This is a genomic window from Bacillus sp. FSL E2-0195 (assembly GCF_038003645.1).
In the GTDB taxonomy this organism is placed as follows: Bacteria; Bacillota; Bacilli; order Bacillales; family Bacillaceae_G; genus Bacillus_A; species Bacillus_A mycoides.
Map to the genome: position 1 here is coordinate 922,924 of NZ_JBBOPN010000001.1, position 11,963 is coordinate 934,886.

Annotated in this window: 12 protein-coding genes and 3 pseudogenes; 12 read left to right on the forward strand and 3 right to left on the reverse strand. The window is 34.9% G+C overall.

Features of this window, described 5'->3' with window-relative positions; all coding sequences use genetic code 11:
* Positions 1 to 14: 14 nt before the first annotated feature.
* The 4 genes and pseudogenes from cdiI to MHH59_RS04705 all read left to right on the forward strand — a co-directional run.
* Positions 15 to 395, forward strand: a complete 381-nt coding sequence (gene cdiI, locus MHH59_RS04690) for a ribonuclease toxin immunity protein CdiI (protein WP_002114737.1) — start codon at positions 15 to 17, stop codon at positions 393 to 395.
* Positions 396 to 620: 225 nt separating this feature from the next.
* Positions 621 to 1,593: pseudogene (locus MHH59_RS04695) on the forward strand (EndoU domain-containing protein); the annotation flags it as partial.
* Between the two features lie 33 nt (positions 1,594 to 1,626).
* Positions 1,627 to 1,980, forward strand: coding sequence for a type II toxin-antitoxin system toxin (locus MHH59_RS04700; RefSeq protein ID WP_000877044.1), 354 nt, complete (start codon positions 1,627 to 1,629; stop codon positions 1,978 to 1,980).
* Positions 1,981 to 2,257: 277 nt separating this feature from the next.
* A pseudogene (locus tag MHH59_RS04705) lies at positions 2,258 to 2,392 on the forward strand (SMI1/KNR4 family protein); the annotation flags it as partial.
* Between the two features lie 51 nt (positions 2,393 to 2,443).
* Here the strand turns inward: MHH59_RS04705 and MHH59_RS04710 are convergent.
* A pseudogene (locus MHH59_RS04710) lies at positions 2,444 to 2,896 on the reverse strand (tyrosine-type recombinase/integrase); the annotation flags it as partial.
* A 360-nt stretch (positions 2,897 to 3,256) separates the two neighbouring features.
* On the opposite strand from MHH59_RS04710, the gene MHH59_RS04715 reads away from it, so the two are divergent.
* The 3 genes from MHH59_RS04715 (at position 3,257) to MHH59_RS04725 (ending at position 4,413) form a co-directional block, all read left to right on the forward strand.
* Positions 3,257 to 3,661 carry an alpha-ketoglutarate permease gene (locus MHH59_RS04715; protein WP_340850884.1) on the forward strand — a complete coding sequence of 135 codons (405 nt, stop codon included), beginning with the start codon at positions 3,257 to 3,259 and terminating at the stop codon, positions 3,659 to 3,661.
* Between the two features lie 287 nt (positions 3,662 to 3,948).
* Positions 3,949 to 4,110, forward strand: a complete 162-nt coding sequence (locus MHH59_RS04720) for a hypothetical protein (RefSeq protein ID WP_002125612.1) — start codon at positions 3,949 to 3,951, stop codon at positions 4,108 to 4,110.
* 144 nt (positions 4,111 to 4,254) lie between these two features.
* Positions 4,255 to 4,413, forward strand: a complete 159-nt coding sequence (locus MHH59_RS04725; protein ID WP_016119701.1) for a hypothetical protein — start codon at positions 4,255 to 4,257, stop codon at positions 4,411 to 4,413.
* 217 nt (positions 4,414 to 4,630) lie between these two features.
* On the opposite strand, the gene blaIII is transcribed toward MHH59_RS04725, so the two are convergent.
* Both blaIII and MHH59_RS04735 read right to left on the reverse strand, forming a co-directional pair.
* Positions 4,631 to 5,578: a class A beta-lactamase BlaIII gene (gene blaIII, locus MHH59_RS04730; RefSeq protein WP_000497835.1), complete on the reverse strand. Its 948-nt coding sequence runs from the start codon at positions 5,576 to 5,578 to the stop codon at positions 4,631 to 4,633.
* 566 nt (positions 5,579 to 6,144) lie between these two features.
* Positions 6,145 to 7,467: an MFS transporter gene (locus tag MHH59_RS04735; RefSeq protein WP_098633287.1), complete on the reverse strand. Its 1,323-nt coding sequence runs from the start codon at positions 7,465 to 7,467 to the stop codon at positions 6,145 to 6,147.
* A gap of 225 nt (positions 7,468 to 7,692) precedes the next feature.
* Here MHH59_RS04735 and MHH59_RS04740 point away from each other — a divergent pair, with 225 nt between their 5' ends.
* The 5 genes from MHH59_RS04740 to MHH59_RS04760 all read left to right on the forward strand — a co-directional run bounded on the left by MHH59_RS04740 (position 7,693) and on the right by MHH59_RS04760 (position 11,901).
* The gene (locus MHH59_RS04740) at positions 7,693 to 9,282 is read left to right on the forward strand and encodes an ATP-binding protein (RefSeq protein ID WP_098168896.1); all 1,590 of its coding nucleotides are present in this window, start codon (positions 7,693 to 7,695) and stop codon (positions 9,280 to 9,282) included.
* Between the two features lie 19 nt (positions 9,283 to 9,301).
* Entirely contained in the window at positions 9,302 to 9,979 is a 678-nt protein-coding gene (locus MHH59_RS04745) for a response regulator (protein ID WP_098102542.1), read from the forward strand.
* On the forward strand, positions 9,976 to 10,953 hold the full coding sequence (locus MHH59_RS04750) for a tripartite tricarboxylate transporter substrate binding protein (RefSeq protein ID WP_201055651.1): 978 nt from the start codon (positions 9,976 to 9,978) through the stop codon (positions 10,951 to 10,953). The genes MHH59_RS04745 and MHH59_RS04750 overlap by 4 nt, the downstream gene beginning before the upstream one ends.
* A 164-nt stretch (positions 10,954 to 11,117) precedes the next feature.
* Positions 11,118 to 11,315 carry a hypothetical protein gene (locus MHH59_RS04755; protein ID WP_201055653.1) on the forward strand — a complete coding sequence of 66 codons (198 nt, stop codon included), beginning with the start codon at positions 11,118 to 11,120 and terminating at the stop codon, positions 11,313 to 11,315.
* Positions 11,316 to 11,352: 37 nt separating this feature from the next.
* Positions 11,353 to 11,901, forward strand: coding sequence for a restriction endonuclease (locus tag MHH59_RS04760; protein WP_064473746.1), 549 nt, complete (start codon positions 11,353 to 11,355; stop codon positions 11,899 to 11,901).
* Positions 11,902 to 11,963: the final 62 nt, after the last annotated feature.

Here is an 11,963-nt window from a genome sequence, read left to right on the forward strand (position 1 = left end):
GAGGAGAGATATGTATGCAAAGAGAATTTAGATTAAAAGATGAGGATTTACTAGATTTAACTCATTTCCCTATACAAGCAGTGTTTAATATGGTAGATGATGAAAGATTTTTAAAGGTAATCAATTCAGTTTGTGAAGGAGTAGGATTTGGAGAGGAATATGGCGCATGTACTTTTCCAGGAGATTTGGATGAGTATGATATTGCCAATGGAGATTCATTTGAAGGAGTAGAATTTGCATTATACAGTGGTGATGAGGTAATAATTGATTATCGAACACTTTATCATTATTTAAAAAAAATGTGTGAGGGTTATTCGAAAAAGTATCCAAACACAATTAAGAGATTAGAAGACAGTCTTAACAAATTTATTGAATTATACAATATTAATAGGTAGAGACTATTTATAACTTACCCAAAATCATTATAAAAGGGTTACCGCCACATTGCCATCAAGCTAAAATTTTATTGTACCCCCAGAACGAGATTTTGTGCTAATTGGTCACAAAAAAGCTAGTTTTTTGGTTTTTAATATTTTAATTAGAAAAAGAAGACTACTATTTGCTTTTTAGTCTTCTTTTATTTGCTTTTTAATAGGTTGGTATATATTTTAAAAGAAATTAAAGGTGAAATGTGTGGTAAGCTACCTGAAAAATCTACTGGTGAAAAAATTTGGGACGGTATTGTAGATGGGACGGGACAAGCAGTTAGCGATACAATAGACGGAATAAAAGCTTTAGGAGATTGGGAAACGTGGGAAAACATGGGGAACGCTGCTTTGCACCCTATTGATACCCTTAGTACCATGTATAATGCATTATCGGATTCATTTATTAATGATGTAATAAATGGAGACGCAGAAAGTCGGGCAAAGTGGGGAAGTTATGCTTTAACACAAGTTGGAGTAGGACTTATTGGTGATAAAGGATTAAGTAAAGCAAGTAAATTAGGTCAAGCGGGTAAAGTGACCAAACTAGCAAAAAATAAGATTCCGCAAGCTATTTCACATATTACAAGTAATTTACAATTGGGAGATCGCTTTGCTTTTGCTGGTGGAAATAGTTTGCGATTTAGATCTGATACGCCTGATTTTAAAAAAGCTGAAGAAAAGCTGTCGACCTATCAGTTTGCTAGGGGTGAAAGTGATTCCGGTGGGAGTAATTTTGTTGATGAAAATCATACATCTTCACTTTCTAATAGGGAAATTATATCTAATTTACAACATACAGAAAAATTTAGACCAAATACACTCAAACATATCCTAGAGGGTGAAATAAATTGGCGTGGTGACGCAATGGGTTATCATACTGAAGTATTGGAGAATACACCTGGAAAAATAATTAGCGGAACAGAAGAGATATTAAATGATCAAGGCATCTATAAAGCTAGGGTAGAAGTAAATGGAACCCCTAAAACTGGAAATAGAGGATTTTCCACATTTTTTCCTAAAGATTGTAGATAATATAAATGAAGCATATAATAATAGAACGTATGAATTTGGTAACACATATTCTGTAATAGGTTCAGAGGGTATAAGGATTAGCATGTATATAGATGGGAATGGGAAAATTATCTCTGCTTTCCCATCGGAATAAATTTTATCTTTAGTATAAAGGAGTACAATAGTAATGAAATATCCATATAGCTTTGAAGTACTTACCAATGGAAAACTAGTTATGAGGCTTCCTCAAGAAATTAAACTTATTGAGACTTTTTTAGGCGTTGAAGTTTCTGCGTTTGGAGATTGGATTTTAGAAGAAATACATAGTGTTTTAAATGGGAAAGAAAATTACGTAGTAGTAAATGGAAACATTTGCGGTTTAGAAATTCGGAAAGATACAACTACTGTCCTAGACAACTTGGCTGAAGATGGTAAGGGAGATTTTTGTGAGATAGAAACGATTGAATTAGTAGATTTAATTCATATTTGGCTAGATAAACAAAAAGAATTTAAAAAAGGAAAAAATAAAGAATTGAAATAATAGATAGAGCGGACTTCTTATAGAAGTCCGCTCTATCTATTATTTCATATTTCTCCCATTATCTCAGGTTTTAAAGTCTTTTTTCCTAGATAATTATCAGCAATAGTCATTGCAAAAGAATCTAAAGGTATTTAGATATGATGATGGGTGGAGAGATAGTTCACATTATTAGGAAACTAAATTCTGTAGGAGTATATGTTGCAGAAGTTAAAAGTAGGAGTCTTCCAAAACAAGCGAAATCTTCGTTTTTTTCCTGAATATTGGAATGAAATTCAAAATGAAGATTAAAAATGGTAGTAAACTTCAATCACCAAATGATGAATTAATTGAATCATTTGAGGAATATTGTGAGATAAAATTACCAACTGATTTTATAGATTTTTTGAAAAAATATAATGGTTCTATTCCAATTACTAATGTTTTTTTACATGAAAAAAACGAACTTTTAATTGAACGTTTCTTATGTTTGTTTATAAAACCAATAGCCGAAGGTTTTCCGCAGGTGTGAGTCCAGATGGATTCTATATCGGCAAAATCTCCGGCTTTTTGTAATTGCCGATAAGCCTGGATCTTACTAATGGATGGATCTCTTTTTCGGGATGGGAATAACCAGGTATTTTCTAGAGTTTGGTATACGAATAGACTTCATCAAAAATAGAAGTAAGATTAATCATGCGTTCTTTCTTTGTTTCCCCCTCTTTGATTTTGAATTCTTTTCTCTTTTTCCGTTTTAACTTTACTATGGTTCTGTTTGAATTTGGAGTAAATCGCTGACACTGAATCCTGTATGGATCCCAATAAGAGAGAGAATATAGTCTCGTTCAGAATAATGAAGTTTGAGAACCCATTTCATATCTTCAATCTGTTCTTTATTTCTGAGGGGGTGGACATCAATGAGATGTGGTTTTTTGTTCACGGATTTTTAACATCTTTATTTACAGTGTTTTGAATGTGAACTAATAATAAAAGTTTGCTTTCAAATTAGAAAAGGTTAGTCCCTCACTCCACTCCAGCTAAAAACCTCACACCCAAAAACAAAGGGGAACTCAATTGTTCAAGCTCATATAAAGTTTCAATTTTGTCTAAGCATCCATTAGGATATACAATTGATCATCTATTTTTCTTTACATAATCTCCAGATACAGTCCATATCAACTATAGATTCTTGTCTTATGCTAAATGTAATCAAAAAGCAAGTAGATAAAGATAATGACTAAAACATTAACTCTAGATACTTTTTTGATGAATATTACAAATAAACAGGAGGTAATGAAAAATGATTAAAACATTATTAGCAGGAGCACTTTTAAGCACAGGATTGGTAGCGGGAGGTGCAGTAGGTGCAGATGATGCGAAAATGGACAATTTAAAGTCAAATGAAAATAGTTCAAATCAAGTAATTACACAGAGTGCAGATGGAACAACGTCTTTCTCACAAAACTTTGATTTACCTAAAGATGCAGTGCCAGCAACTCCTAAAGGAGACGTAAAAACTGTTGAAAGAACAGAAGGTACAGACTCTCAAGAAGGAAAAATGGTACCAACAAAAGAAGGTACAGATTCTCAACCTGGATTTGAAATGGGAGCCCATGAAAAACCAGAACATGCAAAAACTGTTGAGAGAACAGAGGGCACAGACTCTCAAGAAGGAAAAATGGTACCAACAAAAGAAGGAAATTAAATAATATATAGTTATAACGAAGAGCATCCAAAAGGGGTGCTCTTTTTATATTGTAGGGATTAACTAGTTTTACTCAATATAGAACTATAGGAGGAATTCAAGCTAGAATAGGGGTTACTGTCTCTTCAAATTATGGTGTTTGAAGCACTAGTTTTGGTGGTAACGTTACAACATAAACATTTTATTAGAGATTTTTTAAATTTACATACACTCTAGATAGACTACATATCAACTTCAGATACTTGTTTTATGATACAAGTAATCAAACAAAAGGAGGGCAATACAAAATGATTACAACAGTATTAACAGGGCACTCTTTTAAGTACAGGAGATTATTAATAGGTGGAGAAAATGTTGAGGATGTACAGACAGATAAACATATTCCATATGAAAAAAATGAATTACAGCAAACTCTAGAAAAGTACGATTCGAAGAAGTTTGAGTTATAAAAAGAAAATAGATAAATATAGTGAAAATAGATAAATTAACAAGAGAAGAGTACTTTGTGTATATAACAGGTGATTTTCATTTGGATATAGGGCTTGAATCAAACTTTTATACTAAAATATATAAGGCAAAAAGGAGGGAGTACATTGAACAAAATTATTTATGGAATATTAATTTTAATGTATACTTTGTATTCATTTTTTGTAAGTGATGGAAGTGAAGTAAGGTTTATTATGGTGTTAACTATAGTACTTATCTTTTCTGTGGTTCTAGAAAAAGGAAATGCAAACAAAACGACTGATTAAAGGTCTTTTTGTTTGCATTTTTTAGTTGGCTATTACAGTCCAGATGTTTTAGGGATAGCACCAAATCGCCATCAAGCTTAAAGAACGATTTATCCCCAAACAATAAAAATGATCCTTTTATTACAAGTTAGCACCAAATTTCGTTTTTGGGACACTATTAAATTTTTAGTTGATGAAAACACCCGCCTAAAATAGAAAACTTTTAACCTATTATCATTTATTCCGTAGCTTTTAAGGTATTTAACACGACTTTGGTTGCGTCTGCAATAAGTTTATCATCGTATTTAGCATCTTCTTTATCATGATTAGAAAGTATAGCAAGAACAATCGGCTTTTTATTTGGTGGCCAAATAATTGCGATATCATTTCTTGTTCCGTAAGATCCCGCGCCTGTTTTATCAGCTACTTCCCATCCTTTTGGTACGCCAGCGCGAATCAAATTATCCCCAGTTGTATTTCTCTTCATCCAATCTACTAATAGCTCACGTTTTTCTATTGGAAGTGCAGTTCCTAATGTAAATGATTGAAGTGTCTTAGCTATCGCTTCTGGTGTACTGGTATCATGTGTTTCTCCTGGATGCACTTCATTTAATTCAGGTTCAAATCGTTCTGAAGTAGTAACAGTATCTCCCATTTCTCTCAAGATTTTTTCAAATTCAGAGGGTCCCCCTAACTGTTTAAGAATCAAATTATGCGCTGTGCTGTCACTATATCGAACAGAAGCATCTGCAAGTTCTTTTAACGTCATTCCTGTATCAACATGCTTTTCAGTAATTGGATTATAATTAGAAAGATCTTCATGAGTATACGTAATCCTTTGATCAAGAGCTTCTAATGAGTTCTTGCGTAAAAGAGCGCCCACAGCTAATGATTTAGATGTAGATGCAAATGCAAAACGATCATCTGAATGATAAGCAACAGTTTGATTCGTACCTGTGTCCAGTGCATAAATACCAAGCTTAGCATCATATTCTTTTTCAAGTTTAGCGAAAGATTGATTACCTGTATTTTCTTGTTTAATTTGATTAGCTTGATTCGTTTGTTTAGGTGGTTCAGATTGAGTGTTACTATTGGAACAGCCTATAAGTGATACACATGAAAGTAATACTACAGGCACAATCTTTTTGTAATGTAAAATGTTAAAGAACTTGTTTAAAACGAACATAAATTTTCAACCTCTTTCAAGAATATATGGATTTTGTCTAGGTATTCTAAATACCAATGCAATTAAAGATAGCATAGGGTAACAATACTACTGCAGCTAAAATTTCACAGGTTAAAGGACATCCAAAACGTTTATATGATTGATAAATCACGGTTTGGGGTGTTTCTTTTTTTTTTTGCTACTTGTAATGCTTCACCTGTGAAAGTATTAAACTTGTAATACTTAACAGTAGTATTACGATGCATATTTTTCACTTTTTGGGATAATAAGTCCTTTCTTTTTTTTTGTAATACATAAAAATAGATGTCAAACGGGATATGTTGTATCCAATCTGGACAACTAATATTAGAAATACACTTATTAGACACTCTAAGGGATAAATTTGTTCCACTTTAAGATGAGGCAGAATTTGGGGTTTGTAAAATAACAATGGAACTATGTGTTTTTTCGTCATACAAAAACCTCTACATATAAGTAGAGGTTTTTAAATTGTATATTAATGAATTATGCTTTTTTAAATAAAGCAAATCGAGTTCGGGTAAACGAAGAACATAGAATACGTAATTTTAACTAGATTTATTATTAGCTAGTTTATCTCCACCACCAAGCTCCGCCTCAATCTGCGAAGTCTTCGATGACTCATCCATACGCCAATACGTAATAAAGCTTATCGCGATACATCCAGCTACGTAGAAGTAGAATAGTGATTCCATTCCGATACTCTTTAGCCATAATGCGATGAACTCGGCTGTTCCGCCAAATATCGCAACGGTTAGTGCATACGGTAAACCTACGCCAAGTGCGCGAATTTCAGTTGGGAAGAGTTCGGCTTTTACAATTGCGTTAATGGAAGTGTAACCAGTAACGATAATGAGGCCGACCATCATGAGTAAAAATGCTATCATTGGTTCTGTCGTTTTTTCCATGAAGAAGAAGATTGGTGCTGTTAGTAACGTTCCGAGAATACCGAAAGCCATTAATAGTGGGCGGCGTCCAATTTTATCGGATAATAGCCCTGCAATTGGTTGAAGTACAACGAATATAAGTAGTGCGGCAAAGTTAATCCAGCTTACAACTTCTTTCGGAAGACCGACTGTGTTTACCATGAATTTTTGTAAATATGTTGTGTACGTATAGAATGCAACAGTGCCTCCTAGTGTTAGGCCGACTACTGTTAATACTGCTTTCGGGTGTTTCATAAGAGCGCGAACGGTTCCTGCGCTTTCGCGGTTTTTTGATTCCATATTTGAGAACTGCTCCGATTCATCCATTGTACGTCGAAGCCATAATACAGCTACTGCTCCCATCGCACCAATAATGAATGGAATACGCCATCCCCAAGCTTTCATATCTGGTTCGCTTAGTAATTGCTGAAGAACAATTTGAACACCTAACGCAACCATCTGTCCAGCAACGAGCGTTACATATTGAAAACTTGAATAAAAACCACGGCGTCCACTACTAGCCATCTCAGATAAATATGTTGCGGAAGTTCCGTACTCTCCGCCGAGTGATAATCCTTGCAGTAAACGGGCAAGAACTAAAATAATTGGTGCCATAATACCGATGCTTTCGTAACTAGGTGTACAGGCGATAATTAAAGAACCACCGGCCATAACCGTAATCGAAAGCGTTAATGCTGCCCGGCGTCCGTGCCGATCCGCATAACGTCCCATTAATAAACTTCCGATAGGGCGCATTAAAAATCCAACTGCGAAAATAGCTGCTGTGTTCAGTAACTGACTCGTTGGATCTCCTTTAGGAAAGAACTCTGCTGAGAAGTAAACAGCGAAAGCAGAGTAAACGTACCAGTCATACCATTCAATTAAATTGCCGACGGAACCTTTGAAGATATTGCCGGCGACTCGATTAGATTTTGCTTGAGCCATACTAATTCCTCCTCTTGCTTATAAATAAAATGATAATTATGAAAGCGCGTTCATTGTAGTTGAATTGTACTGTCTAAAGAATAAAATCTCAATATTGTGACACTTTTATTCTTTTTGTACTTTATGTACATGGTTATTTTTAATAGTTGATTCATTTTCAGTTTTGTCATAATAATAGAAAAAGGAGATTGATAGTTTTGAATATTTTATCAAAGGATATGGAGTATGAAAAAATCACGAAAATTGTCGTTACAAACGAAAATATTAGGCTTAATTATTACATTAATTTTATTTGTCGTTCTCCTATTAGCGGGAATATTCGTTTACATTCAGTCCGTTGATACGAAGCGCCAAGTAGAGCAGCTAGCACTGCAAACGGCTAAATCTTTGTCTTTTATGCCAGCTATAAAAGATGCTTTTCAATACAACGAGCATAAAAGTACTATTCAATCCATTGCGGAACAAGTTCGTGAGCAAGCTGGTGCAGATTATGTCATTATAGAAGATCGCTTTGGGGTGATGTATTCCCATTCTAATTCGGGGTTGATTGGTACAAAGAGTAACAATCCATATAACTATGAAGCACTCACTTTTGGTGGCTATTATACGCTCGAAGGAAATGGGGAAAGTGGTCCTGCTTTAATGGCGAAGGCACCCATTATTGTTCATAACGGAGACTACGATCAAGTAGTAGGTGTTGTGACAGTAGAGTTTTCAATAAAAGGTATCGAATCTAACATACTGAGCAGAACGAAAGAAATTATACTCTTTTCCTTAGCTGTATTACTAGCTGGCAGTGTTGGCGGCATTCTTCTAGCACGTAGCATTCGTAAAGATACACTCGGTTTAGAACCGAATGAAATTGCAGCGTTATACCGGGAACGAAGTGCGATACTACTATCCATAAAAGAAGGAATCATCGCTATTGATCAAAACGGTTTTATTACTATGATGAACACTTCGGCAGAAGAAATGTTGCATGTAAGTGATGACTATATGCAGCAGCACATTTCAAAAGTTTTACCGGAATTTAATATGGAGAGAGTGTTAGAAAGCGATCAAGAAATCGCGTTTCAAGATAAAGTGTTTATTTTAAATAGGACACCGGTACTCGAAAATAACAGTACGGTAGGTATTGTATGTAGTTTTAGAGATAAAACAGAACTGCAAAACTTAGTGAATACGATATCTGAGGTAAGAAAGTATTCTGAGGATTTACGCGCTCAAACACATGAATTTACAAATAAACTTTTCGTCTTATCAGGATTACTCCAGTTAGGGCACTACAAAGAAGCGATTGAATTTATTCAACAAGAATCTAATATTCATCAAAGCCAAAACCATATTTTATTCCATCAAATTCATGATGCGAAAGTACAAGCTATTTTATTAGGAAAAATCGGAACAGCATCTGAGAAGAAAATTGATTTTCATATTGAAGGAGATAGTGCGCTTCAACCGTTACCAGAACATATAAAAGTTTCGCACCTTATTACGATCCTTGGAAACATAATCGACAATGCGTTTGATGCGGTGAGTGAAAGAGGGGAGAAGAATGTTTCATTTTTTGTTACGGATATTGGACACGACATTGTGTTTGAAGTGATAGATAGTGGAGCAGGGATACCGGCAGAAAAAATCACGACCATTTTTCAAAAAGGGTTTTCAACGAAAGGAAATGATCGTGGTTACGGACTAGCAAACGTGAAAGAAATGGTAGATTTACTAGGAGGAACAATTGAAATTCAAAACGAGAAAAATGGGGGAGCTATTTTTACAATTTACCTTCCGAAAACATTGAAAGAAAGTATATGACAAACAGGGGGATGGGCATATGTTGAAGGTTGCAATTGCAGAAGATGATTTCCGCGTCGCGCAAATTCAAGAAGAGTTTTTATCAAAAATAAAAGATGTAAAAGTGATCGGAAAAGCATTGAACGCAAAAGAAACGATGGAACTACTACAAAAGGAAGAAATCGATTTACTTCTATTAGATAATTATTTACCAGACGGGATCGGCACAGACTTATTGTCGAAAATCCATGCTGACTTTCCAAACGTTGACGTTATTATGGTTACTGCGGCAAATGAAAACCATATGTTAGAAAAAGCAATTCGAAATGGCGTAAGCAACTACCTTATAAAACCAGTCACGTTAGATAAATTTGTTCGCACAATTGAAGACTATAAAAGAAAGAAGCAACTGTTACATAGTAACAATGAAGTAAATCAAGCACTAATCGATAATTTTTTCGGCACTTCGCAAATACAAGACATGAAAAACTTACCGACAGGTGTTGATCCACTAACACTGCAAAAAGTGAAAGGAATTATAAAAGGATTCGAAGAGGGAATTACAATAGAAGAAATGGGAGAACAAATGGGGGCTTCCAGAACAACCGCAAGAAGATATTTAGAATACTTAGTAGCGACAAACGAATGCACAGTAGAATACACATATGGCATTATCGGACGACCAGAACGAAAGTATCGAATAGGACGAGGGCTATGAAAAAACGATTATTACTATGTATATGGATCATAACAGGAGTACTAGCTGGTTGTTCTTCAGAAAAATCTCAAACGAATACAGTAAACATAGACAAAGTAGAAATCGTTGCACCAAACGTTCAAGGAGCGGGATGGGACTTAACGGCACGGGCGATGCAGAAAACACTGACAGAAGAGAAAATCTTCACAAAACCAATCACTGTCACAAACAAAATAGGCGGCAGCGGTGATGTCGGATGGAAATATACGAAACAAAAAGGTGGTCACGTACTGGCGATTAACTCAAGCTTACTCATAACGAACAACCTACTAGGCCACAGTAAACTAACATATAAAGACTTCACACCGCTCGCAACGCTAGCATCAGACTGGGAAGTCGTTGCCGTCTCAAAAGACTCAAACATAGAAAACGCAAACGAACTAATGGAACAACTAAAACAAGACAAGAAAAACTTCAAAATCGGCGTTGCCCCAGGCCTAGGAAACGACGATCACTTATCCTTCGTACAAGTAAGCAAAGCATTCGGCATAAACCCAGCCGAACTACAATTCTTCGTCTACGAAAACAAAGAAAAAATCATAAACGCTCTAACGAACAAACAAATCAACGCCGCAACAATGACCCTATCCGAAGCCGAAAAACAATACAAAGCCGGCAAAATAAAAATACTAGCCGTATCCGCACCAAAACGACTAGACCGACTACCAGAAATCCCAACGTGGAAAGAACAAGGAATCAACGTCATATTCCAGCACTGGAAAGGAATTATGGGCCCGAAAGATATGACAGAGGAAGAGGTTGCTTATTGGGATGGTGTTATTAAAAGAATGGTGGAGAGTGATAGTTGGAAGGGGATTTTGAGGGAGAGGGGTTGGGAGGATTTTTATAAGGATAGTGGGGAGACTAGGTTGTTTCTTGAGGAGAGTTATGGATGGTATGGAGAGATAGTTGGTGGAGATAGAGGAGATAAGTAATTTTGGTACTTTGTACTTATAAAATATCTATATCATTCTTAGCATGTGTATTTAAAAGTTTAAGCATGGATTATGTAGTTGAAAATGTCTTAATATAAACATTTCCTTTTATAAAAATAATACGTTATTATAATTTTATAAGTTAAGATAGGAAGGGAAATAAAATGGATGTTAATAATGTAGAGTTGCCAGAATCACTAAAAGAAGTACTTTGGGACGGGTGGATACTCCTTGGTTTCATATTTGTTGTATGTACCTTGCTAGTAATTATTAGATCTTATATACCAGATGATATGCTACCTATTATTAAAGGTGCTATAGCATTAGTTATTTTAGGTGGGATATTTTATATAGGTTATTAAAGTAATTATTATGGTTTATGAGTGAAAAGGAGTTAAGATGGCTAAGCGAAAGAAGAAGCAAGATGAATCAATATTGGGATCTTTACTAGTTATGACGTTTTTTGGAGTGTTGTGGAAACCAGAATTTTTAGTACCGATAGTAATGCTATCAGCAGCAATCATATTATTATATATGTATGTGAATGTAAAAAAACTACGAGAATTTCGGCAATCAGGAATTTATGATATTGATAAAATGAGCGGACACCAGTTTGAAAAATATTTAGGAAGTCTATTTCAGGCTTTGGGTTATAAAACAGAGGTTACTAAAGCGTCTAACGATTTTGGTGCAGATTTAATTTTGAGAAAAAATGATAAAAGAATTATTGTACAGGCAAAACGCTATAAAAATAACGTTGGAATTAAATCTGTCCAGGAGATTGTTGGTGCAAAAGAATTTTATAAAGCTAATGAAACATGGGTTGTTACAAATAGTGAATTTACAGCCGCTGCATACAAACTTGCTAAAGTGAATCGGGTTGTATTAATTAATCGAGAGAAACTTATTAAGCTAATTAATCAAGGGAAAAGAGAAAAGAGAAATTAGGGATATAAAAGGTCCTAGACTTATGGAAAAGACACTATGAAAAGTGTCTTTTTGTTTTGGGA